This window comes from uncultured Porphyromonas sp. (genome assembly GCF_938046015.1).
GTDB lineage: Bacteria > Bacteroidota > Bacteroidia > Bacteroidales > Porphyromonadaceae > Porphyromonas.
Genome location: NZ_CALIXW010000001.1, coordinates 1 through 22,989, shown reverse-complemented (window position 1 = coordinate 22,989; position 22,989 = coordinate 1). Strand labels below are relative to the sequence as shown.

Below are 22,989 nucleotides of genomic sequence, written 5' to 3'. Positions count from 1 at the left end.
AGGGCTGGTCGGGGTGGCTGGACAGGGATCGGGAGGCGGCGAAGAACTTGCCCGAAGATGCTTAGCGGCTTAGCCCAGCGCCACGCAGCACCGCTTGGCCCACCGCTGACCCATAGCAGTCACGACGCCCACCGGCGCCAGTCAGCCCAACGACCCACACCGGTCAGCGCGGCGAGGGATATCAGTAAAGGCCGCTCCCCCACAAGGCTCGATGAGCTTTGCGGGGGAGCGGCCTTCCTTTATATATAAGCGACGAGGGGAGTCGCTATACGTGAGAGCGGGGACAGAGATCCATCAGAGGGGCGCTATATATAGGTATGGGCGGAGGTGCGGCGGGAGCTAGGGGCAGCTGGGGAGCTCCTCGAGGCGCGGGGCGAAGCCCAGTTGGCGCGCCAGTTCGGCATCCTGCTCCAGGCGCGCCCGATAGCGGAGCGCCGCAGCGCGGTCCGTGAAGCCCCAGACGCGGAGCCCCTGCCGCCCCGCCTGCTCATGGGGGCTGAGCTCGAGCAGCTGCTGGGTAAACTGGCTGTAGTGGTAGGCTGTGAGGAGGAAATAGACTTCGTAGAAGGCCAGCCGTAGTCCCGTGGGGAGGGGAAGGAAGTAGCTCGGGATGACTTCGGCTGTCGCCTTGGGCTGCGCCTCACGCTGGGAGGGGGGGAGGCTGTCGGGCTTCGTCCAATCGAGCTCGGGCGGCGCGATGGGGAAGGCGCCAGGCTGACGACCTGCCGCAAGCTGCTGCAGTAGACCCGCCACCAAGGGCTGCAGCGCGGAGGCTGGGTAGCGCTGCTGGAGCTCAGTGAGGCGCGCTTGGAAGGCGGCGACCCGCCCCTCCTGAGCCAGCAGTAGCGCAGAGAGGAGCTCGGCCTGCACGCGCGCCGTCGTGTCCAGCCGCTCTCGAAGGAGGCTGTCCAGCATCGGACGCGCCTCGTGGCTGCGCCCGCCCCGATAGGCCTCCAGCGCCTGATCGTAGAGCGTGGGACGCGGTGAGGATGCGGCTGCGGAAGGCGTGGGGGTGAAGGGCGTAAGGGGTGAAGCCGCGGGGAGGCTCTGGACGAGGCGGCTGTAGTAGCGGCGCAGCTGGGAGCGCCGCTCGCGACGCAGGAGCTCAGGGAGCAGGCGGCGGGCGGCGGGATAGTCGCCCGAGGCCAGGGCTAAGGCCAGTCGTGCCGTGTAGCCCTCTACCTGCTGAAGGGTAGGGCTCGCGGTGCACTCCAGCTCCTCGATCAGCAGCACAGCCTCCGCCGTGCGCCCAGTCTCAGCATAGAGCCGTGCCAGCCACAGCGAGGCCGCGGCATAGGGAACGGGCTCGGTGAGGTAGCGCTGGCGCATCTGCTCCAGCCGCTGCTCGGCCTCGGGGAGCTGCCCGAGGAAGTAATGGCTCTGCCCGAGGAGCAGCCAAGCGCGCCACAGTACGGGATTGTGCTCCTGCCGTGCCTGCGCCGCCAGCGCCTTCGGGTCGCGCCGCCAGCCAGGCGCCTTCGACGGGCGCTGCGTGAGGCTGTGCTCGGCGATCGCTAGCTGCGCCTTGTCCCGCGCACGAATGAAGAGCGCCCGCGCGGAGTCCCGAGCGAGCGGCAGGTAGTAGGTCGTAGGATGGGGGGGAAGGGTGTCGGGGAGCGCGGAGAGGAGCTTAGCCTGCCCCTCTGCGAGCGCCTGGTCGCCATGGTAGAGGACGTTGTAGCGTGTGGTGAAGCCCTGCCAGAAGCGCGTCCAGGGGGTCGTCCGCCGTCGTGAGCAGGAGGCCGCCACGAGGAGGAGCAGCAGGAGGACGAGCGGGAGGGAGCGCCTTAGCCGCGTGCACCTCGTCGCTGGAGCATGCGTACACATTTGCCTAGAGCGAGGAAGAGGAAGAGCAGCAGGATGATCAGCACGCCCGAGGGGACGGCGATGAGGTAATAGCTCAGGAGCAGCCCCCCGACATTGGCCACGAGGCAGAGCAGTACCGAGCCGATAATGATGCGGCGGAAGGAGGCGGTGAAGAGCCCCACCGTAGTCTGCGGCAGCGTAAGCAGCGAGAGCAGCAGCATGATGCCTACCGAGCGTATCGTCAGTACGAGGCTGACCGCGACAAGGATCAGCAAGAGGCGCTCCCAGGCCTCGACCCGCAGGCCGCGTGTACGGGCAAAGTCGCGGTCGAAGGCTAGGTAGAGGATCGTATGATAGCGCCAGGAGAAGAGCAGGATGAGCAGCGTCGCCAGCGCCGCCAGCGCCCAGAGGTCACTCGTCGTGACCAGGAGGATATTGCCGAAGAGATAGGAGGGCAGGCTGCTCGCGTAGCCTGGAGTCAGCGTCATGAAGAGCACGCCGAGGGCCATACCGAGGGCCCAGATGCTGGCGATGGCCGAGTCCTCACGGATGCCTTCGCTGCGACTCATGCGCCCGATGGAGAAGGCGGCCAGCACCGCTGCCCCTGCCGCTGAGAGCAGCGGAGGGATGCCGAGGTAGAGCCCCAGCCCAATGCCCCCGAAGGAGGCGTGCGTGATGCCGCCGCTGACGAAGACGATGCGGCGCACGACGATATAGGCCCCGACGATGCCGCAGACGAGGGCCGTCAGCAGCGACACCAGGAGCGCGTTCTGGAAGAACTGGTAGCCGAAGATCTCCATCCTCTACCTCTATCCCTATACTATGCGGCCTACGGACTTAGCCTAGGCCTTTAGGCAGCCGCTTCCTCAGGGCGTCCGTGCAGGGCGTGGGCGGCACGCTGCTCCCCTACCAGCAGGTAGAGCTCGGGGCGCAGCGCCTCGGGGAACTCGAGCCCACGTAGCTGCAGGCTGCGCACCCAGGGCGATACCTCGTCCTCCTGCAGCGAGAGCAGTACGTCGCGGAATTCCTCCACGGCGGCCTCGCTATAGGCCTCGGGGCTCGTGCCGCGGTAGCGGTCCAGCTCCTCATCCTCGTAGTAGACGATCTCGGGACTGACGGCCGCCAGCAGGCTGTCAGCCTCACAGGTGGCGTGCTGCCCGCAGCAGCCCTCAGCCGGAGCGACATACTCGGGCTCGGGGGCGACGTATTCGCCGCGGTCGATACGGCGCTGGCGGCTACGTGCCTGCAGGCTGCTGACGATGGCGGCGGCGGCCCCCAGCAGGACGAGGGCGGCGATGATGACGATGATTCCCATATATATAATGTAGGCTTGAGATGATACCTGGCTATCCCTTGCCCCCTCCTCTGGGGGGAGCTCAGCGCCTTGTGGCGCCTTGTCTCTATAGGAATAGTACGGGCGCAAAGATAGTTCATTATATCTTTGCAGGTATGACGCAGGACATCAGACCCCAAGACATCGCAATAGCCTCATACGACTACGAGCTCCCCGAAGAGCGCATCGCCAAGTATCCCCTCGAGGAGCGCAGCCAGTCGCGCCTCCTCATCTGGCGCGGCGGCGACCTCGCCGAGCGCCACTTCTACGACCTCCCGGGCGAGCTGCCCGAGGGCACGGTGCTGGTACGCAATGACTCGAAGGTCATCCGTGCCCGCCTGGTCTTCGCCAAGGACTCCGGGGCGCGCATCGAGATCTTCTGCCTTGACCCCTCGGCGCCGACGAGCTACGAGCGCGCGCTGGGCTCGACGACGGGCTGCAGCTGGCACTGCATGATAGGCAATGCCAAGCGCTTCAAGCTCGGCAGCTCCGTCACCGCGAGCCTCGAGGGAGCCAAGGGCCCCGTGACGCTACGCGCTAGCCGCATCACCGAGACGGAGGTACACTTCGACTGGGACGAAGAGGCCTACAGCTTCGGCGAACTGCTGGAGCTCCTCGGCATCCTCCCTATCCCACCCTACCTCAACCGCGCCACCGAGGAGCGCGACCTCAAGACCTACCAGACGGTCTACGCCGCACATGAGGGCTCGGTAGCCGCTCCGACGGCAGGGCTGCACTTCACCCCCGAGGTCTTCGCCGCCCTAGAGGCACGCGGGACGCAGGTCGTGGATGTGACGCTGCACGTAGGTGCGGGCACCTTCCGCCCCGTCAAGGCCGAGCAGATCGGCGACCACGAGATGCACGCCGAGCTGATCAGCGTCAGCCGCGCCACCCTCGAGACGCTGCGCGCCGCCCTCGGGCGCATCATCGCCGTGGGGACGACCTCGGTGCGCACACTGGAGAGCCTCTACCACCTCGGCGTACAGCTGCACGCAGCCCCCGAGACACCTGCCGAGGCGCTGCACGTCGGCCAGTGGCAGCCCTACGAGGTGGGCTATCCACTGAGCCCCGAGGAGGCCCTCTCGAGCCTCATCGCTTGGCTGGAGGCCCACGGCGAGGAGCAGCTGGTCTTCCCCACCAGCATCATCATCGCCCCAAGCTACCGCTACCAGCTGATCCGCGGGATGGTGACGAACTTCCACCAGCCGCACAGCACGCTGCTGCTGCTGATCGCGGCGCTCGTCGGCGAGGACTGGCGGCGCATCTACGACTACGCCCTCAGCCACGACTTCCGCTTCCTCAGCTACGGCGACAGCTCGCTGCTGCTGCCTTAGCACGGGCACACTATATACCTATAAACAAATGCCAGGGGGCACTGCGATCGACTGATCGCAGCGCCCCCTGGCATTCTCAGAATAGGGCCAGCTAGCGGCAGTGGGTATGCTGGTAGAGGTCGGGGAGGATGGCCTCGAGGAGGTCCAGGACGTGCTCGAAGCCCTCGGCGCCGCCGTAGTAGGGGTCGGGCACGTGGTCGCGGGCGGGGCGCTCCGACCACTCGGGCAGCAGGGAGACCTTCTCCTGCAGCTCGGCCGTCGGCGCCAGGGCTAGGAGGCGCTCCCTATTCGGCTCGTCCATCCCGATGATGTAGTCGTAGTGGAAGAAGTCCTCGTAGCTGATGGGACGCGAGCGCGAGTCCAGCGTGTAGCCACGGCGGGCAGCGTGCGCACGCATGCGTCCATCGGGCAGCTCGCCCTCGTGGACGGCGATGAGCCCTGCGGAGTCAATCTCGTAGTCCTCTGCAGCACCCTGCTCGGTGACGTAGTGGCGGAAGACGCCCTCGGCCGAGGGGCTGCGGCAGATATTGCCGAGGCAGACGAAGAGGACACGCACGGGACGCTGCTCCTCGCGTGGGGCAGTGCTGAGCTTAGGGAAAGGCATAGCTATTGGATCTATCATGGATAAAGCTGCGTGCAGCACAGCGCCGAGGCTGGAGGCCCCGAGGGCTGTGCTGCACGTGCATTAGGAGGAGTCTTAGGCTAAGGCCTACTCGACGGCCAGGTCACCGATATTGACCTGCTCGACGTCGCCTACCAGCTTGGTGACCACTAGGCGCAGCGTTTGTCCCTTCGTCCCCGCGGGGAAATCCACAGCGACGGGGATAGGGTTGTTGCGGATGTTGGCGAACTCTCCCGCCGCTACGCGCTTGCCATCGACGTAGAGCTCATAGCCCTGGATGTGCCCCTGCGCATCGCGCTGCTGGGAGGGCGTGTAGACGAAGCGTGTGAGCGGACGAGCCTCAGGGAACTCGATCGCCAGCGAGCGGACACCCTTCCCGAGACGCGTCTCCGTGCGTCCCGAGCCATCGAAGAGGGCGAGGTGCTGCGCGGGGCTGAGCCCGGGCGTGACGAATTGGCTCGCCGAGTAGCCCAAGCGGTAGCGCAGCTCTGGCTTGTCCTTATTCACCTCTGTAGAGACGCGCGCCACGAGCTCGACATGGTCGCCGGGCAGGTAGACGGGACGCGTATAGGTCTGCCAGGGGCCCTGCTTGCCGCCCGTGAGAAGGGCGTACTCGAGCTTGGCATCACGGCTGAGGCTCGTCAGGTAGAGGCTGTCGCGGCTGTCGCGGCGTACGCTCGGCGCTTCCAGCACCTCGGGCACGAGATAGGCAGCGACCTCGGAGAGCAGCACGGGGCCACGCGACTCCAGTACCGTCACACGCAGCTGCTTGGTCTCTACGGGACGGAAGCGCAGCAGGCGCTTGTAGCCTATGGTCGTCAGCGAGTCCTGCGTGTCGATGGGGCGGAAGCTGCCATCGGCGCCTGCCGTCTCGACGCGGAAGCGCGCCACACGCTGCCCCAGAGCGATGGGCTCCTGCAGCATGAGGTTATTGATCTGCGTGGCGCGCGGCAGGGTGAAGGTGAGGCTCACCTCGCCCGAGCCTTCGGCAGCCGCCCAGTAGGTCTTGGTCTGACCGTCCAGGAGCTGCTGTGGAGCGAAGGCCTTACCCGTGCGCTGGCTCGAGGCCTGGACGGAGGCGGAGCTGAGGAGGTTGTGACGGAAGCCCGCCTTGAGGTGGTCGTACCAAGCCACGATATTGGTCGAGTCCTGCGCAGGGACCTTGCCGCGGAGGTCGATGGGGAAGTTGAGCAGCAGGTTGGCATTGCGCCCGACGCTCTGGTAGTAGAGGTTGACGAGGTTGGCTACGGAGCGTACCTGCTGGTCCTCACGGGCGTGGTAGAACCATCCTGGGCGCACGCTCACGTCTACCTCCCCAGGGAGCCACTGCTTGGCATCGCGCATACCCCACTGAGCCTCGGTGTGGTGCTTCTCCTTACTATAGTCGTACATCGCCCAGTTGGTCTGCCCAGCCCAGCCACGCTCGTTGCCGATCCAGCGGATCGTGGGCTCGGTACCGCCGAAGATCATCATCTCGGGGTTGTTGCGGTAGAGGATCTCGGCCGCCACGTGGTAGCCGTAGTAGCTCTTGGGGTCGATCTGGCGTGCCTCGCGAGCACCGCCGTAGTAGCCCGTACCGCCGTTGGCGCCGTCGAACCAGAACTCAAAGAGCTGGCCGTACTGCGTGGAGAGCTCGCGGATCTGCTCGTGGTAGATCTTCTGATAGGCCTCCTTGCCGTAGCCCGCATTATTACGGTCCCAGGGCGAGAGGTAGAGGCCGAACTTCAGCCCATACTTCTTACACGCGCGGCTCAGATCGCCGACGAGGTCGCCCTTGCCTCCCTTCCAAGGGGAGTTCTTGACGGAGTAGTCCGTCGTCTTGGTGGGCCAGAGGCAGAAGCCATCGTGGTGCTTGGCCGTGAGGATGACGCCCTTCATGCCGGCGCGCTTGAAGGTGCGCACCCACTGCTCGACGTCGAGGAGCTCGGGGGCGAAGGTACTGCTGGGCGTGTCGCCGTAGCCCCACTCGAGGTCGTTGAAGGTGTTGAGCCCGAAGTGGACGAAGGCATAGGTCTCCAGCTCTTGCCAGGCGAGCTGCGCCTTGGTGGGCACGGGCCCCACAGGGGCGGGTGTCTGGGCGCTGAGGCTCGCCGCGGAGAGCGCGGCACTGAGCGCCAGGAGGCTTAGTTTCTTCATAGGTGTATCGCTATACATTAGTGTTTGTACTTACGTTTGTTCTCCTCGCTCAGCAGGGCAGCGGGATCGGCCAGCGTCGACTCCACGAGCTCGCTGAGGCTCTGGATGAAGGCGGGACTGCTATTGAGGCAGGGTACGTAGCTGAAGCGCTCACCACCCTCCCGCTCGAAGATGCCGTGGTAGTAATCATCGATCTCCTGCACCGTCTCCAGGCAGTCACAGACGAAGCCTGGGCAGACCACCACCACACGCTTCACCCCCTCGGGCACGAGCTGATGGATGCGCTCACTCATATAGGGGCGCATCCACTCATGGATGCCGAGGCGCGACTGATAGACCAGCTCCACCTGCTCGGGGGCTAGCCCCAGGTCGCGGCAGAGGTAGTCCTTGGTCTCCTCGCACTGCAGGCGATAGCAGTCCTCCTCGCCCCAGCGCTCGTGCCAGGAGCGGCGGGAGGCACAGCCCCCGACGACGCCGTTGTCGTGGCGGCAGGCCTTGGGGATGTGCGAGGTGGGTATGCCGTGCATGGAGACGATGAGCCGATCGAAGGGCTCCTCTAGATACGGCCGCACGCTCGCGGCAAGGGCCTGGCGGTAGCGCTCGTCGGCGTAGAAGGGCGCCAGCAGCCTCACCCTCAGATGCCCGAGGTCAAGGCGGCGCAGCTCGGAGAGGGCATAGGCCACCGCCGTCTCGTAGCTACTGCGGGCGTAGTGGGGATAGAGCGGCGCGATGACCAGCTCCTCGAGGGCGGGCATAGAGGCCAGGGCCTCGAGCGCCTCGCCCGTCGTCGGGCTGCCGTAGCGCATACCGAGGGCCACGGGCTCGTGCCTGAGGGCGCTGAGCTGCTCGGCGATGGCAGCGCTGTGGGTGATGAGGGGGAAGTTCTGGGCACGCTCATCCCAGATGGTGGCGTAGCTCTCGGCCGAGCGCGGCGCGCGGTGCGGGACGATCATCTTCTTGACCAGCAGGTAGCGCACCCACTGCGTGAGCCCGATGACGCGCCTATCCATGAGGAACTCATCGAGATAGCGGTGGACATCCTCTACGGCGGGGCTGTCGGGGCTACCGAGATTGAGCAGCAGCACCCCGCGGCGTGCGCCCTGGTACTCCCCGCCATAGAGGCAGGGACGGGGACTGGGGGAGTAGCGGCTAGGCATGATCCTCTGCGGCTAGCTCCTCGGTCTCGGCACTGTAGTCCTGGAAGAGGAAGTCGTTGTAGGGGAAGCGCTGCACGTGGATCTCCTTGACGCTGTCGTAGAGGCGCTGCTTGAGCTGCTCGATGCCCTCCCCCGTACGGGCGGAGATGAAGACGCAGCCCGACTCGCCGAGCTGAGCCATCCAGCTTGCCTCGAGCTCGGCGCGGCTGACATTGCGCTGCGTACGCTCGCTGAGGTCATCGGCCTGCTTCTCCTCGTAGGTGAAGGCATCGATCTTATTGAATACGAGGATGACGGGCTTCTGCTCCCCGGCCATGATCTCGCTGAGCGTCGTAGAGACGACCTGGATGTGCTCCTCGAAGTTGGGGTGCGCTATATCCACGACGTGCAGCAGCAGATCGGCCTCACGCACCTCGTCGAGCGTACTCTTGAAGGACTCGATGAGCTCGGTGGGGAGCTTGCGGATGAAGCCCACCGTATCGCTCAGCAGGAAGGGGAGGTTGTGGACGATGACCTTGCGCACCGTCGTATCGAGCGTGGCAAAGAGCTTATTCTCGGCGAAGACTTCGCTCTTGCTCAGGACGTTCATCAGCGTGGACTTGCCCACGTTGGTATAGCCCACGAGGGCGACGCGCACCAGCTTGCCGCGGTTCTTGCGCTGCATGGACATCTGGCGGTCGATGACCTTGAGCTCCTCCTTGAGGTGCGCGATGCGGTCCTGAATGAGACGCTTGTCGGTCTCCAGCTGGGTCTCCCCAGGGCCGCGCATCCCTACCCCTCCGCGCTGGCGCTCGAGGTGCGTCCATAGGCGCGTCAATCGGGGCAGCATATAGCGGTACTGGGCGAGCTCGACCTGCGTCTTGGCGTAGGCCGTGGTAGCGCGGGCGGCGAAGATATCGAGGATGAGGCTCGTGCGGTCGAGGATCTTGACCTTGAGGGCGGCCTCTATATTGCGGAGCTGCTTGGGCGTGAGCTCGTCGTCGAAGATCACCAGCCCGATCTCCTGCTCCTCGACGTAGAGGCGGATCTCCTCGAGCTTCCCCTTGCCGACGAAGGTGACGGGGTGCGCCTGGTCGATGCGCTGGGTGAAGCGCTGGACAGGGTGCACGCCGGCGGTGCGGGAGAGGAAGTCCAGCTCATCGAGGTACTCCCTCGACTGGGCCTCGCTCTGCTGGCGAGTGATTAGGCCGACGAGGACAGCCTCCTCGCTCTTGGCTTCGGTTATAATGAAATCTCTCATATACTTAACAAAAATACGACTTATCCGCCACTTGGCACCGAGGGAGCGCAGACGCGCTCGGGAGCACTGTCTCCGAGGAGAAGTGAAGGCGGCAGGTCGCTCCTCTAAAAAGCGCGCGAAGCAGCTCGTCCTCAAGCCCCTACCAGCTCGCAGAGAGCACACTACGAGGGATAAGCTAAGCCCTCCACAAGGGAGGCGAACGCTGCAGGCTAAGGCGGGGCGCGGCTGAGGGATATCCGTCAGCGCGCTGAAGGGTATCAGTCAAGGGGTGTGAGGGATATCCCTCAGCGCCTTGATGGATATCCCTCAGGGAGGCGGGGGATAGCGTTTAGGGAAGCGGTAAAAGGCTTGGGCTGCGGGCACAGGCCTAGGGGAGCGCTGCGCGGGATGAGGGAGCACGCGCTGAGGCTACAGCGAGAGGGCGCAGCAGGGGAAGGGTGCGGCGAGGCGAGGAGGAGGGGTGCTGGGAGCTGCAGGGGAAGGATGCGGAGGGGCGAGGGAGAAGGGCGCTCCGAGCCGCGGGGGAGCAGCCTCGAGATGCACACTCGGAGCGCTTGTGTGCAAGGAAAAAGCGGATAAATTTCCTTATTCGTAAAGTTTGGCTTACATTTGCAGAGGTAAGGACACCTTTGTCGTCACCTATTAAACCAACCGTTAGCAATGTTACAGGAATTCACCCTTAGCCGAGGTCGCGCCATCATCAACTTCACCTCGAAGTACTGCGACAACCGCCGCAAGATCCTGACCAGCTACGCCTATGGCCGCGTAGTCGAGTCCTTTATCTACTATCTCAAGAAGGACAACCCCGTTATCTTCGAAGCCTTCAGCAAGGGCTTCGAGAGCGATGACCAGCTCATCCGCTCCTTCATGGAGGTCATCCGCCTGCTCAGCGTGTGCAGCGTCGAGGAGCTCCTAGAGGTCAACAACAAGTACGCTCCCTTCTTCCAGGACCGCGACCTCTTCCTCGAGGTCATCGAGCTCCTCTACCACTACTGGCGCCGCATGGAGCGCATCGTCGTCGTCCACAACCAGCGTCAGGGCGATGGCGTGCAGAACGTCCGCTTCGTCCAGGCCTACGAGCTCTTCAACGAACTGATCCTGTCCATCTACCGCCGCACCAAGGAGGTAGCCAACGGCTTTGCTAGCCAGGTCTACCGCCAGACGACGGCGGGCGCCAACGCGGGGCTCATCCTCAATGACGTCACCTGGAACAGTCCCCTCGAGTACAAGGGCCTCACCGGGATCCCCTTCATCAACTCCGTCCTCATCAACCCGCCCTACGTATCCTACACCAAGAAGAATACGCGTGACGGGATCTTCAGAGAGCAGACGCTCAACCCCGTAGCCGGCATGATCCTCAACGAGGACGACTGGTTCCTCTTCCCCGCTAAGGTCGGCGACCTGCTGGCCTTCGTCTACTTCCACAAGGACTTCATGTGCCACGGGCTCGGACTGGCCAACCTCTTCGAGCTCGCCAAGCAGGACGAGTACGTAGGGAAGAAGCCCGACATGATCTACATCTTCGGTTACCCCGACGGCCACGATGAGAAGCGCACCTTCTACTACAAGGATAAGAAGAACGACATCCTCGTGGGCTATGCCAACTACTGCGACGATATCGACTACTTCGGCTACATGAAGAAGATGCTGCTGACCCTGCACAACATCAAGCAGATGGAGCGTGGCAAGCTGCCTATCCACGGCGCTATGGTCAACATCATCCTCAAGAATGGGCGTGAGGCCAATATCATCATCATGGGAGACAGCGGTGCTGGGAAGAGCGAGAGCCTCGAGGCCTTCCGCACGCTCAACGAGAAGTATATCCGCCACATGCGTGTCATCTTCGACGACATGGGCTACCTCTCGCTCGATGCTGATGGGCAGCTCAAGGCCTACGGGACCGAGATCGGGGCCTTCGTCCGTACCGACGACCTCGACCCCACCTACGCCTTCAGCCAGCTCGACCGCGGGATCTACACCAACCCCGACAAGGTCAACGCCCGCGTCACCATCCCCATCTCGACCTACGAGCTGATCTCTAAGGGCTTCCCCGTGGACTACTTCCTCTACGCCAACAACTACGCTGAGGCCGAGCAGAAGATAGCCCTCTTCGACAACATCGACGAGGCGATCAAGACCTTCGAGGCAGGGGCGCGCAAGGCTAAGGGTACGACGACGGAGCAGGGTCTGGTGACCTCCTACTTCGCTAACCCCTTCGGCCCCGTGCAGGAGCGTCCTCTGGCCGAGCAGCTGGTGCGCCAGTACTTCGGCGTCCTCTTCGAGCGTGGCGTCAAGGTCGGTGAGATGCACACCTCGCTGGCGATCGAGGGTCAGACCAAGGACGGGCCTCGCCTGGCAGCCGAAGAGCTCTTCAGCATGATCAACGAGGACTAAGCCTCCCCTCCCCCACAGCAAAAGAGCAGCGCCCCCGAGTAGCACGTGCTACTCGGGGGCGCTGTCTATAGGAAGAGCCTCACGAGCGGTGAGGCTAGAGAAGGCAGCGCCCCAAGGTCCGGCGGACACTCGGGGCGCGCTTGCTTTACTACTCGTTATCTACGATCGCGTAGACCTCCGAGATCGAGCCACGACCGGACGGGTCGTAGGAGGCTGCAGTACTCGTATAGCGGAGGTAGCGTGCAGCGTAGGCCTTGCGGAAGTAGATCGTGCTGAGGTCGATGAGGAAGCCTGCGCTCGTCGTCTTCTCATCCCCGAGGGTGAGCTCACCCAGCTCCGTCCAGGCCTTGCCGTCCGCCGAGCACTCGAGGCGGAAGCCTACGGGCATGTAGGAGCCACTCCAGTACTCGAGGTAGACCCCTCGGAGCTTGGACACGACACGACCGAAGTCGATCGTGAAGCTGATGGGGGGCTGGTCGGCTGCCAGGTCGCTGCTCTGGCCGTCGAAGAGGACGGTGGGGTTATTGGCGCCCTGGATACCAGGCGTGACGTCGATGAGCTTCCACTTCGTCGCACGCGTATCGCCATCGGTGTCGTAGTCGAGGTAGCCGACATTGCCCGTATAGTTGGCGATGAGGGCATCCTCACTCTGCTTACGCTTGTGGAAGGTCACCGCATAGAGGTTCTGATTGCTGGAGAGCTGCAGCCCTGCAGGTGCGCTCTTGACCGCATCAATAGAGAAGCTGACCTTGAAGGTCTGGCTCTCGGCCTTCGTCTCGAGCTTGGACTTGTCGATGGTGAAGGTGATGGGCTCGCTGGTGATCTTCCCCGCCTTGACCGTAGCCTCGGTGGCGCTTACCTTGAGCGCGTCCTTGAGCTCAGCCTTATCGAGGGTAGACTTGAGCGTGACGACGACGTCCTGCGCCTGAGGGCGCGTCAGACGTACCGTGACCGATCCACCCAGCTCGCCCTCGATACCATCGGAGCTATGCTTGAGCGTATAGGTCAGTGCAGGGGCGGAGTAGCGGTCGCCCTGCAGATAGACGCGGGCGGGGTAGTTGCGCTCCATGAGCTCCTCGACCGACTCGCTGTCCTTGGAGCAGGAGGAGAAGGCTGCCGTGAGGGTCAAGGCTGCACACGCAGCCACAGACCAGTGCTTGATATACTTGTTCATTCTTGTCAGCTAGCTTAGTCCTGATCGGAGCGGATATCCACCCAGTGCGAGGTCAGGTTCTGGTTAGACGAATAGAGCTCGAGGGCGGGCGTCTTACCCGTGTACTCCTTGAAGCTCGTACCCGCGCCGTCGTCCAGCTTCCAGTAGGCCATGAGACCAGGCGTCTTGGGGTCTACGGCGTAGCGATTCTGACGGATCTGGCTGGCCGTACGGGCGACGTTCCAGAAGCGTACCTCGCTCATGTAGTAGTTGGAGCGGCGGTAGGGGTGCGTGGCAGAGCGGGGGTAGGCCAGGGAGAACTCCTTGTACTGCGCCTTGATGGCGAACTTGGCGTTCTGGAACTCCCCACTGGGCTGCCCATTGACGTAGAGGCGTACCGTACCAGCGTCGCAGACGATGGCCACGTGGTACCACTTGTTGCTCTCGGGCTTGACGGTAGCGTTGATCCCGTCGTGGCCGTTGATCTTGAACTGCAGGGCATCACCCTCCCAGCGACCGAAGATGAAGCCTGAGCCCTCACCTCCGCCAGGGATCCCCGAGCCGAAGCCGAGGAAGGACTGGTTGTTGTAGCGCTGGCGGATGTCGTCACTCTTGATGCGCATCTCCACCGTCCAGGTGTTGGTCTGGATGCCCTCGGGGCGCATGACGCGCATGCCCTGGGTCTGCTCCAGCTTGATCGCCTTGGTCTTGATGACCTGGTCGCAGGCCACGACGAAGGTACGCTCGGCAGCCTGAGGAGCGAAGTCGGCACCCGTCACGCTAGAGATATAGACGGGGACGGCGTACTTCTTACCGCTCTTCTGCAGCTCGGCGCTGAAGGGCTTGATCTTGACCGTGAGCGCGGGGGCGGATACACGTCCTGGCTCGATGGTCAGCTCCGTAGCCGAGAGCGTATAGAACTCTGCGGGCAGCAGCTCGTAGCTAGCATCGTAGCGCTTGTTGTAGGCCTCGAGGGCCGCCTTGTCCACCGACAGCTGCACCTTGACGGGCTGAGTCACGGGAGCAGCGGTACGGATGAGGAGCTCGGTCGAGACCTCATTGTCGCCGATGGTAAGGGTGCGCAGCGGGTCAGCCGCGGCACCGTGGATATAGACGGAGTTGTCCAGGGGCTTGTAGTCGGCATTGGAGCAGCTCGAGAAGGCTGCCAGCGCCAGCGCTAGGCCGCAGACGGATAGGATCGTCTTATTCATCTTGTTCATTGCTTAGCCTGTGATTACTTGACGGGAGGGTTCATGATGCGGATGGCGCGGCGCAGGGCGGGATAGGTCCCTGGCTGACCCGAGACAGTGTACTCGTACTCCATGTGATAGGTACCGACACCGGCCTTCTGCAGCACCTTGCCGTCGACGATGGGCATCCAGCGCGCCATACCCTCGACGCTAGCCATGGTGTTGCCATAGCGGTCGCGGTAGTTGGGAGCGCCACCCGTAGAGGCGTACTTCTCGTAGTTCTCGGTGACGAGGTACTTACGTGCCACTTCGGCTGCAGGGAGGTGCCCAGCGTAGTTGCGCACCGTGGACTGGAAGCGGCGATCCAGGTCAGCGTCGCCGCTGCTGTCGTAGGCCTGGACGATGAAGTAGTCGAAGTACTTGCCCAGCTCAGGCACCATGCTCTGAGGCTCACCGTTGACCGTCAGGATACGACCCGTGCCCGACTGGGGGCCGAGGCGCTTGCCGAGGGTCTCGATGAAGGCCTTCATGTTGTCAGCCTTGATCTTCTTACCTGCCGTGCTGTAGTTCGCATTGTAGTTGAAGGAGATGTTCCCGCTGTGGCCGTAGCTGGGCTCGAAGTCGAAGTCAAAGCCATCGAGACCTAGGGAGTCGATGAGGTCACAGATGGCGTTGGCGTACTTCTGTATGGCAGCCTTCTGCTTAGCGAGTGCCTCGGGGCTCGTGCCGTCCTCCCAGCCCCAGTACTTGGCAGCGTCTTGGCCGGCAGGCGTCATCTGTACCCCGACGTTGTCGATGATGAAGCCAGCGATGACCTTGGTCCCCTTGAGCGTCTGCACGGCCTTGAGGTCGGCGCGCTTGAGGTCGTTCATGTTCTTCCAGTCCCCCCAGAGCGAGACGAGGCCGAGGCTATCGGGGAGCCCCATCAGCTGCGTCTTCATCGAGGCGCCCTCACCCGTCCAGCCAGCGAACCAGCCGAAGCCCGTAGGTGCGCCCGTCGCCTTCCAGGCGCGGAGGTTGGCGTAGTAGTCCTCCGTCGTCGTATTGCCACTTAGATCTGTGGGCTTGTACTGCGTGGGCTCCGTCCACTTGGAGCAAGAGCTTGCTCCAAGGGCGACGACAGCACCAGCAGCCAGTGCCCAGCGCTTGATATTCTTCATATGCTTATTCTTTACCATGGATAGTATAGGGCGGCCTTAGTTCTTCTTCTGCCACCACATCTTCGTGGCGAAGTTATCGGGGCCGCCGAGCAGGCCGACAGCCGCCTGGATGTTGGCGCCATTGACATCGTACTCCTTGCGCGAGAAGGGCATGCGGTTGGCCACGTCCATATTGGCGTAGGCCGACTCAACGGTGCCCACCAGCGGGAAGAACTTAGGATAGCCCGTACGACGGTGCTCGCACCAGGCCTCGAAGCCCAGGGGCCAGAGGGCGATCCACTTCTGCGTGATGATACGCTCGAGGTTCTCCTCCGTGCTGGCACCAGAGTCCCAGCGGGGAGTGATGGAGCTGACGGCAGGCGTGCTGTACTTGCCTGAGGGATCGGTGTAGGCAGCAGGCATAGCGGTGCTCGCCAGGTAGCTCGCAGCCGAGCTCACACCCCACTGAGCGAAGGACAGCTTGATCCCATCCTCATAGAGGCTCTGAGCCGTAGCCGCACCCATGTTCCAGCCGATCAGCGCCGCCTCTGCCTTGAGGAAGGCCACTTCGCTGGCCGTCATCAGGATCGTGGGGTCGTTGTTGCCGACCAGGACATTGGAGTACTTGGTGTACTCAGCACCGTCCTGCGTGGAGCCCGAGCGGATGCCTTCGTAGCCGCCACCGGGGAAGGTCGAGGCCGTGAAGTAGAAGGCACGACGGGGGTCGCTGTAGCCATTCATGTAGCTGGTGAGGTCGGCCGCTACGCGGGCATCGTTCCAACCCTGCGTGATGAGCCAGAGCATGCTCTGCCCCTTCTGATGGAGGATAGCGTTGTCGCCGTTCTCCGTGATGACGCCGTAGGTCTGGCTGACGGCCTCCTCAGCAGCCTTGCGTGCCGTAGCGGGGTCGGCGTAGCGCATACGCATGGCGATACGCAGCTTGAGCGAGTTGGCGAAGCGCACCCACTTGCGGAAGTCACCCTGGTAGACCAGGTCCTGATCCTTCATGAGGATGGCCGTGGGATTGACCGTCAGGTAGCTCGTGATCTCAGTGATAGCGGTGTTGAGGTCGGCGAGCATCGCCTTGTAGACAGCCTCCTGCGAGTCGTAGGGCACGTGCAGGTTACCGCCCTCGATCTGCGTGTAGGGGATGGGGCCGTAGAGGTCGGTGAGGCGGTGCATCAGCCCCACGCGGTTGATCAGCGCCCAGGCGTAGCTGATGCCACGACCCTGAGTACCCTCCTTAATCTTACGGAACTCGGGGTAGAAGTTCGTCAGGATATCGAAGGGCGTATTGATCCAGCCCTCGTGCATGTAGCGGAAGACCGAGAGGTTGTTGTTCCACTTCGTATTGCTCATCAGGAAGCGGCCCCAGGTATCCCCAGCGAGGCTGAAGTGCTGGAAGTAGCCCGAGCTAGCCGCGGGCACGATGAGCTGCTGCAGCTGGGGGAAGGAGGCTGCGATCTCGTAGTTGTCCCCACGGAGCTGCTCCTTGGTGAAGCTATTCTGCGGCTCGTTGATCTCATCGAAGCCACTGGTACAGCTGGCGACCGAGCCAGCCACGACGAGCGTGGAGAGCAGGATCTTCTTGGATATATTCATTGCTTGTAGTAGTCTTAGGAAGGGATACTAGAACTCCAGTCGGAGGCTGAAGCCGAAGCTACGCAGCGAGGGCATCATGAAGATGTCCGAGCCCTGATTGTAGGTACCCGTGGAGGCCGTTGCCTCGGGGTCGAAGGGAGCCTTATTGTAGATCATCCAGAGGTTGCGCCCGACGAGGGAGGCCGTGAGGCGTGCCTTGTTGGCGAGCCACTTCTTGGGCAGCGTGTAGCCCAGCGAGAGCTCCTGCAGGCGTACGTTGGTCGCATCGTAGATATACTCCTGGAGGATCCCGTTGCGGCCAGCCACTTCGTTGTAGTAGCCCTCTGCATCGACCATACCCTTATTCACACGGATACCGCCTGCGTTGCGTGCATCAGCCGAAGCCTGCGATACGCCGTAGGCATCCATCATCATCTGCGTCATCGAGGTCACCTGACCGCCGAAGCGAGCTGCGAAGAGCGCCGTGAGGTTGATCCCCTGCCAGGAGAAGGCATTGCGCCAGCCGAGGTTGCCATCAGGCAGTACGCTACCGATCTTGCGGGGCGTCTCGAGGTTGGTCGCCTTGACATTGTTGGAGGAGGGGTCTACCCAGATATTGCCGTTCTCATCGCGCTGGAAGTCTCGCGAGGTGTAGAGGTCTCCCATAGAGCCGTCCTTCACGAGGCGCACGTTGCCCATGTTGAGGAAGGGCAGGCTGTAGGTCTCCTTGGTGACGGGGTCGTAGTAGTTGTCCAGCAGCTCGACGATGCGGTTGCGGTTGAAGCTGTAGGTGACGTTGGTCTCCCAGTTCAGCTTGCCGAACTCCTGACGATAGCCGAGGGCGAACTCCATACCGTAGTTGCGCACATTACCCGACTGCACGTACATCGAGGAGTAGCCACTGGCGGGCGAGGTCGTGATGTTGAAGGTCTGATTCTTCGTATCCGACAGGTACCAGGTGACGTCCAGCGAGAGGGCGTTGCGCAGGAAGCGCATGTTCAGACCCGCTTCCCACGAGGAGGTCTTCTCGGGATAGAGCTTCCCGAGGGGACGGTAGGTGGGGGCTACCCAGGTACGCGACTTCGAGTCCCAGGTGTAGCGAGGCTGCGTGAGGTTGCGTGGCAGCGGCGAGCCCACGTCCGCGTAGGATACACGGGCCTTGAGGTAGCTGACGAACTCAGGGAGCTTCACCATATCGGAGATCACACCCGAGAGCCCGATCGAGGGGAAGAAGTAGGAGAGCTGCTCCGTGCCCGCCAGCGTAGAGGACCACTCATTACGCGCCGTGACGGTGAGGAAGAGGTAGCGCTTGTAGCCCAGCTCGGCGCTCCCGAAGGTCGCCAGCGAGCGCTCGCGCCAGCCGCCTGCGCTCGGAGAGCCGAGGTTGCGGTCGATGTTGTAGACGTTGAAGCCATTGGGCACATCGGCCAGAGGACCGCCGTAGCCCAGGGACTTGTAGGAGGTGTTGGAGAGGCTACCCCCGATATTGGCCGTGAGGCTGTAGTCGTCACCGAAGGTCTTGTTGATGTTGGCCATAGCATCGGCGTACATCTGCTTCTCCTCGGAGCGGCTCTCGCCATAGCTCCCCTTGAGACTACCGCCCGTCCAATAGGTATCGGTACCAGCGCGGAACTTGTCCGTGCTATTGACCACGGAGTTGTCGATACGGATACGTCCCGTCAGGTCGAGCCAGTCGGTGACCTTCCACTTGAGGCTACCATTGAGCATATAGCGCTCGCGGCCCTGCTGGCGGTTCTTGCCATACATCTGCCAGTAGGGGTTCTCCATGTCGATACCGCCGTTACCCCAGCGCCAGTTCTGTACGCTGATGTTGCGCGCCTCGTCGAAGATCTCATACTGACGCACCTCGTCGAAGCTCTCCCCACGGGGGTAGAGGTAGAGTGCGGGCAGCGGGTTGTAGTAGTAGCCCTGTGCCACCATGTTCTTCTGATTCTGGATGATGTACTGCGCCCCGAGGTCGAGGTGGAGCTTATCGCCAAGGAACTTGGTGGAGTTACGGAAGGTGAAGTTGTAGCGGTTGTAGTGGTTGTTGGGCAGGATCCCAGCGGAGTTGGTCGTCGCTGCCGAGAGGTAGGTCTGATTCTTGTCCGTACCCGTGGTGAGGGCTACCGAGTTGATGACGTTGGTCCCGGTGTTGAAGAAGTGCTTCGGATCGTAGTTCAGCGCTGCGCCCTTAGCACCCCAGCTGCGGAAGGAGCCTGGGACATTGCCATACTCGCTCTGGAAGCGGGGCATGATGAAGGGATCGGAGAAGGTCGTGCTGTTGGAGAACTCGAGCTTGACCTTGCCCTCCTTACCCTTCTTGGTGGTGATGAGGATGACCCCTTGTGCGGCACTGGAGCCGTAGAGGGCAGCAGCGGCAGGCCCCGAGAGGACGCTCATGCTCTCGATATCATCGGGGTTGATGTCCGAGATACCTTCACCGCTAGGCTGGCTGGAGTATTCGCCCGAGGTAGCCCCGTTATTGACGTTGAAGATGGGTACCCCGTCGATGACGTAGAGGGCGTTATTATTGGCGCTGATGGACTTGATCCCACGCATGACGACACGCGTAGCACCACCGACGCCGGCTGCCGAGCTATTGATATTGACCCCAGCGACCTTACCGGCGAGGCTGTTCATGAAGTTGGCGTCCTTGACGGCCGTCAGGCTCTCGCCCTTGACCTCCTGGACATTATAGCTCAGCGCCTTCTGTGAGCGCTTGATCCCGAGGGCGGTGACGACCACGGCATCGATCTGCTTGTCTGCCGAGGCGAGCTCGATCTGGAGCTCCGTCTGCTTGCCTACGGCGACCTCCTTGGTCGTGTAGCCGATGTAGCTGACCACGAGGGTAGCCCCAGCCTTCACGCCCTTGAGGGTGAACTTACCGTTGATGTCGGTCACAGCACCCTGTCCCGACGCTCCCTTTACGGTCACTGTCGCACCGATCAGGGGCTCATGATCGGCGGCATCCGTGACGGTACCGCTCACACCTCGACCCTGGGCAGCTGCTGTAGCCACACAGAGCACGAGGCTCATGAGGAATAATAGTACTTTCTTCATATAGTTAAATTAAACACACTTGTGTACAATCCTTGAGCTGGGTGAGGCGCAGTGCGTGGCGCTGCTCACCCATCGAGCGGACTGCTGAGCCCAGTGGCCGCTCGTGTCGGTCTTGTCCCCCTCCCAGCCCCTCGAAGCCAAGGGCAGGTCGCGGCAAAAAACCGGGCTAAGATAGACAAAATACCTACGTCAGCAAAGCGATCTTAACCCCTCAGACTTAATAAATTATTTAAGGAAATATATTCCCCTCAGTCTCTGCCCGCTACGCCCCTCGGGAAGGGGGCCTGCCCAAGGCGTGCGAAGGCCCCACTGCACCGTTATTTAGGCTGCCGTCCCCTCCCGAGGGAGGCTCGGCGGCAGGCTTAGCCGAGGGCGCCGCTGAGGGATATCCATCAGCGAGCCGAGGGACGGCAGTCAGCGCCGTGAGGGATAGCAGTCAGGACGCCGAGGGATAGTCCTCAGCAGCGCCTCGAGCTAAGGGCAAGCGAAGCCCCCTGCTCAGGGGGCCCCCAGCCCCAAGCGAGGCCTCCGCCCAAGCAGCCACAGCGGCCGAGCCCAAGCACAGAAAAAGCCGAGCGGACAGAGACGCTGCTGCATCGCTGTCCGCTCGGCTGGGGGCTTCGCCCGCCTAGGGCTGCCGAAAGGGCTTAAAGCGGAAGGTAGACGACCTTCTTGGTCTTGAAGAAGTCCTCCTTGAAGGTCGGATAGAGCTCCTGCACCTCGACGATACGCTTGTAGGGGCGCAGCTCGGCCTGCAGCTCGCCGCCCTTGAGGCAGATGAGCCCATTGGGCATCCCGTTGCGCTGCTCGTGGTGTACGAGGCGGCGCACGAAGCCTACCAGCTCGCTGAGCTGCATCACGGCGCGGCTCACGACAAAATCAAACTGCTCCTGGACGTCCTCGCCACGGCCGTGCAGCGTGCGTACATTCGTCAGCCCAAGGGCCTCGGCGACCGCTGCGGCGACCTTGACCTTCTTGCCTATGCTATCCACGAGCAGGAACTCACACTCGGGGAAGAGGATCGCCAGCGGGATCCCAGGGAAGCCACCCCCTGTGCCGAAGTCGAGGATACGCGTGCCGGGCTTGAAGCGGATCATCTGTGCGATGCCCAGCGAGTGCAGGATGTGATGCTCGTAGAGGGCGTCGATGTCCTTGCGGGAGATGACGTTGATCTTGGCGTTCCAGTCGCGGTAGAGGGCATCCAGAGCAGCGAACTGGCGCTGCTGCTCCTCAGTGAGCTGGGGGAAATACTTCAGGATAAGCTCCATCGAATGGTAGGGGGACTTAGTTCGTAGGGAGATAGGCGGCGAGCGGCGAGCCAGGGCGCAGGAGCTTGGCCAGCTCGACATAGGGGACGCGCACACGGATCGTACCCGCGGCGAAGGGCGCTATCTCGTAGGGGTTGTAGCAATAGATGAGCCCCTCGGGCGAGAGGGTGAAGTTATCGTTCGGAGCAAAGTCCGTGAGGTAGGCACCGATCTTCTCCTCCAGCTCCTCGACCGTCTTGCAGCCGTAGGTCGCGAGGGCGCAGCGCTGCAGCACCTTGGCGAGCTCAGGCTGATAGCCGTCGACGAAGAGGTCACCCTCACTGAGCACGGTGCGCGTCTTGAGGTCGATATTGTAGTAGGAGGTGCCGAGGAGCCCATGCGCCGCACCTGCCGAATAGGTATAGAGCTCCTTCTGCAGCGAGAGCAGCCCGTGAGGGACATCTACAAAGCTGGCCTTGGTCACCAGCGAGAGCTCGCTCTTGAGGTCCGCGATCTCCTCGGCCGTGTACGTCGTGATGCTATCGTCCGGGGCGAAGAGATACTCCGCCCGCACCTCACGCGCATAGCGTTCCAGCGCCTCCTGTGGCGGGATGCTGTCGTAGCCGTCCCCGAAGGTCAGACGCCCGAAAAGGCGCTGCAGCGTGCTGTCGGCCTTAGGGAAGAGGTAGTTGATGAAGACATCCACCGAGGAGCCCTTCTTGTGCACATCGTCGTCGTAATAGGTACGGTCGAGGATGAGAGAGTCCCACTGCATCTCGGAGAGCATAGCCGCCGAATCCGCCGCGCCCTTAGCTCCACCCGAGCCCGTGCAGGCCGTGAGCGAGAGGAGAACAAACAGCCCGAAGGCCAGCAGCAAGGAGGGGATACGATGTGACATAAGCATAGCAATACCTGCGATTATCAAGTGTGTAGCAAAGATACGGAATTATAAGCCGCCCACCTAGCTGCAGCGCCCTTCGCCACCCCTTGCTGCATCGCCTCCCGCTGCCTTCCAAGACGCCTCCACACACTGCCCACTACACCTCCACGCTCTCTACAATCTGCCTCCCGACGTGCTATAGTCGAGCAGCAAGGCATAAGGGGAAGCTCGCCCAACGCAATGTGCAAGGCAAGCCGCACAGAGGTCTAAGGGAAGCCTGAAAAGCCGATAAGGCAAACCAGCGCAGTATATAAAGACAAGGAGGGAAAGGGGCAAGCAAGCTCGGAGACCTAAGACAGCGCGGCTATAACTAAGGGAAAATGCCCTGCCGCCCCACCGCGCGCAGTAGGGATAAAAGGAAAGCCGCTAGTCACTAGGCGTACCTAGTAACTAGCGGCTCTTCGTAGTAAGTGGAGAATAACGGATTCGAACCGTTGACCCCCTGCGTGCAAAGCAGGTGCTCTAGCCAGCTGAGCTAATCCCCCAGGTAAAGTCTCTTAAGTAGTCCCAGGCAGAGTTGAACTGCCGACCTCTACATTATCAGTGTAGCGCTCTAACCAACTGAGCTATAGGACTGTCTTAGGACTCGATAAGGAAAGACATTGATATGACAGCAGAAGGTAGCACGCGCGCTAAAGGTCCAAAACCTAACAC

Annotated in this window: 16 protein-coding genes and 2 tRNA genes; 2 read left to right on the top strand and 16 right to left on the bottom strand. The window is 62.5% G+C overall.

Annotated features, from left to right (window positions below):
- Nucleotides 1-339: 339 nt before the first annotated feature.
- From Q0248_RS00090 to Q0248_RS00080, 3 genes are read right to left on the bottom strand one after another with little or no spacing between them, the layout of a single operon-like run.
- The gene (locus Q0248_RS00090) at nt 340-1,827 is read right to left on the bottom strand and encodes a hypothetical protein (RefSeq protein ID WP_299318335.1); all 1,488 of its coding nucleotides are present in this window, start codon (nt 1,825-1,827) and stop codon (nt 340-342) included.
- Nucleotides 1,788-2,606 (bottom strand): metal ABC transporter permease, encoded by an 819-nt coding sequence (locus Q0248_RS00085; RefSeq protein WP_299318333.1) that lies wholly within the window; start codon nt 2,604-2,606, stop codon nt 1,788-1,790. The genes Q0248_RS00090 and Q0248_RS00085 overlap by 40 nt, the downstream gene beginning before the upstream one ends.
- 50 nt (nt 2,607-2,656) lie before the next feature.
- Nucleotides 2,657-3,115: a phospholipase gene (locus tag Q0248_RS00080; RefSeq protein ID WP_211789581.1), complete on the bottom strand. Its 459-nt coding sequence runs from the start codon at nt 3,113-3,115 to the stop codon at nt 2,657-2,659.
- Nucleotides 3,116-3,255: 140 nt separating this feature from the next.
- On the opposite strand from Q0248_RS00080, the gene Q0248_RS00075 reads away from it, so the two are divergent.
- Nucleotides 3,256-4,473: an S-adenosylmethionine:tRNA ribosyltransferase-isomerase gene (locus Q0248_RS00075; RefSeq protein ID WP_299318331.1), complete on the top strand. Its 1,218-nt coding sequence runs from the start codon at nt 3,256-3,258 to the stop codon at nt 4,471-4,473.
- Between the two features lie 91 nt (nt 4,474-4,564).
- On the opposite strand, the gene Q0248_RS00070 is transcribed toward Q0248_RS00075, so the two are convergent.
- The 4 genes from Q0248_RS00070 to hflX form a co-directional block, all read right to left on the bottom strand.
- On the bottom strand, nt 4,565-5,077 hold the full coding sequence (locus Q0248_RS00070; RefSeq protein ID WP_299318328.1) for a low molecular weight protein-tyrosine-phosphatase: 513 nt from the start codon (nt 5,075-5,077) through the stop codon (nt 4,565-4,567).
- A 105-nt stretch (nt 5,078-5,182) separates the two neighbouring features.
- Entirely contained in the window at nt 5,183-7,231 is a 2,049-nt protein-coding gene (locus Q0248_RS00065) for an alpha-L-fucosidase (protein ID WP_299318326.1), read from the bottom strand.
- Between the two features lie 17 nt (nt 7,232-7,248).
- A complete protein-coding gene (locus Q0248_RS00060; RefSeq protein WP_299318324.1) occupies nt 7,249-8,388 on the bottom strand; it encodes a ferrochelatase in 1,140 nt (379 codons plus the stop codon).
- On the bottom strand, nt 8,381-9,628 hold the full coding sequence (gene hflX, locus Q0248_RS00055) for a GTPase HflX (RefSeq protein ID WP_299318321.1): 1,248 nt from the start codon (nt 9,626-9,628) through the stop codon (nt 8,381-8,383). Before hflX ends, Q0248_RS00060 begins: the two co-directional genes overlap by 8 nt.
- Nucleotides 9,629-10,288: 660 nt before the next feature.
- Here hflX and Q0248_RS00050 point away from each other — a divergent pair.
- Nucleotides 10,289-12,022, top strand: a complete 1,734-nt coding sequence (locus Q0248_RS00050; RefSeq protein WP_299318319.1) for a phosphoenolpyruvate carboxykinase — start codon at nt 10,289-10,291, stop codon at nt 12,020-12,022.
- Between the two features lie 148 nt (nt 12,023-12,170).
- Here the strand turns inward: Q0248_RS00050 and Q0248_RS00045 are convergent, their stop codons facing one another.
- From Q0248_RS00045 to Q0248_RS00005, 9 genes are all read right to left on the bottom strand, one after another.
- A complete protein-coding gene (locus tag Q0248_RS00045) occupies nt 12,171-13,196 on the bottom strand; it encodes a discoidin domain-containing protein (protein ID WP_299318317.1) in 1,026 nt (341 codons plus the stop codon).
- Nucleotides 13,197-13,210: 14 nt separating this feature from the next.
- Nucleotides 13,211-14,395, bottom strand: a complete 1,185-nt coding sequence (locus tag Q0248_RS00040) for a DUF1735 and LamG domain-containing protein (RefSeq protein WP_299318316.1) — start codon at nt 14,393-14,395, stop codon at nt 13,211-13,213.
- A gap of 14 nt (nt 14,396-14,409) precedes the next feature.
- A complete protein-coding gene (locus tag Q0248_RS00035; protein ID WP_299318314.1) occupies nt 14,410-15,525 on the bottom strand; it encodes a glycoside hydrolase family 18 in 1,116 nt (371 codons plus the stop codon).
- Nucleotides 15,526-15,561: 36 nt separating this feature from the next.
- Complete coding sequence (locus tag Q0248_RS00030) at nt 15,562-17,106, bottom strand: SusD/RagB family nutrient-binding outer membrane lipoprotein (RefSeq protein ID WP_299318312.1); 1,545 nt, start codon at nt 17,104-17,106, stop codon at nt 15,562-15,564.
- Nucleotides 17,107-17,133: 27 nt separating this feature from the next.
- Nucleotides 17,134-20,148 (bottom strand): SusC/RagA family TonB-linked outer membrane protein, encoded by a 3,015-nt coding sequence (locus Q0248_RS00025; protein WP_299318310.1) that lies wholly within the window; start codon nt 20,146-20,148, stop codon nt 17,134-17,136.
- Between the two features lie 647 nt (nt 20,149-20,795).
- Nucleotides 20,796-21,416 carry a 16S rRNA (guanine(527)-N(7))-methyltransferase RsmG gene (rsmG, locus tag Q0248_RS00020; RefSeq protein ID WP_211788507.1) on the bottom strand — a complete coding sequence of 207 codons (621 nt, stop codon included), beginning with the start codon at nt 21,414-21,416 and terminating at the stop codon, nt 20,796-20,798.
- Nucleotides 21,417-21,432: 16 nt separating this feature from the next.
- Nucleotides 21,433-22,293 carry an RsiV family protein gene (locus Q0248_RS00015; RefSeq protein WP_299318305.1) on the bottom strand — a complete coding sequence of 287 codons (861 nt, stop codon included), beginning with the start codon at nt 22,291-22,293 and terminating at the stop codon, nt 21,433-21,435.
- A gap of 453 nt (nt 22,294-22,746) precedes the next feature.
- A tRNA-Ala gene (locus Q0248_RS00010) sits at nt 22,747-22,820 on the bottom strand.
- Between the two features lie 17 nt (nt 22,821-22,837).
- Nucleotides 22,838-22,911, bottom strand: a tRNA-Ile gene (locus Q0248_RS00005).
- Nucleotides 22,912-22,989 lie beyond the last annotated feature (78 nt).

Excerpts from the sequence above, each read along its gene's own strand:
- Q0248_RS00025 (WP_299318310.1), bottom strand. The coding sequence starts at position 20,148 with ATGAAGAAAGTACTATTATTCCTCATGAGCCTCGTGCTCTGTGTGGCT.
- Q0248_RS00060 (WP_299318324.1), bottom strand. The coding sequence starts at position 8,388 with ATGCCTAGCCGCTACTCCCCCAGTCCCCGTCCCTGCCTCTATGGCGGG.
- Q0248_RS00040 (WP_299318316.1), bottom strand. The coding sequence starts at position 14,395 with ATGAACAAGATGAATAAGACGATCCTATCCGTCTGCGGCCTAGCGCTG.
- hflX (WP_299318321.1), bottom strand. The coding sequence starts at position 9,628 with ATGAGAGATTTCATTATAACCGAAGCCAAGAGCGAGGAGGCTGTCCTC.
- Q0248_RS00035 (WP_299318314.1), bottom strand. The coding sequence starts at position 15,525 with ATGAAGAATATCAAGCGCTGGGCACTGGCTGCTGGTGCTGTCGTCGCC.
- Q0248_RS00045 (WP_299318317.1), bottom strand. The coding sequence starts at position 13,196 with ATGAACAAGTATATCAAGCACTGGTCTGTGGCTGCGTGTGCAGCCTTG.
- Q0248_RS00030 (WP_299318312.1), bottom strand. The coding sequence starts at position 17,106 with ATGAATATATCCAAGAAGATCCTGCTCTCCACGCTCGTCGTGGCTGGC.
- Q0248_RS00075 (WP_299318331.1), top strand. The coding sequence starts at position 3,256 with ATGACGCAGGACATCAGACCCCAAGACATCGCAATAGCCTCATACGAC.
- Q0248_RS00015 (WP_299318305.1), bottom strand. The coding sequence starts at position 22,293 with ATGTCACATCGTATCCCCTCCTTGCTGCTGGCCTTCGGGCTGTTTGTT.
- Q0248_RS00090 (WP_299318335.1), bottom strand. The coding sequence starts at position 1,827 with ATGTGTACGCATGCTCCAGCGACGAGGTGCACGCGGCTAAGGCGCTCC.
- Q0248_RS00050 (WP_299318319.1), top strand. The coding sequence starts at position 10,289 with ATGTTACAGGAATTCACCCTTAGCCGAGGTCGCGCCATCATCAACTTC.
- rsmG (WP_211788507.1), bottom strand. The coding sequence starts at position 21,416 with ATGGAGCTTATCCTGAAGTATTTCCCCCAGCTCACTGAGGAGCAGCAG.
- Q0248_RS00065 (WP_299318326.1), bottom strand. The coding sequence starts at position 7,231 with ATGAAGAAACTAAGCCTCCTGGCGCTCAGTGCCGCGCTCTCCGCGGCG.
- Q0248_RS00085 (WP_299318333.1), bottom strand. The coding sequence starts at position 2,606 with ATGGAGATCTTCGGCTACCAGTTCTTCCAGAACGCGCTCCTGGTGTCG.
- Q0248_RS00070 (WP_299318328.1), bottom strand. The coding sequence starts at position 5,077 with ATGCCTTTCCCTAAGCTCAGCACTGCCCCACGCGAGGAGCAGCGTCCC.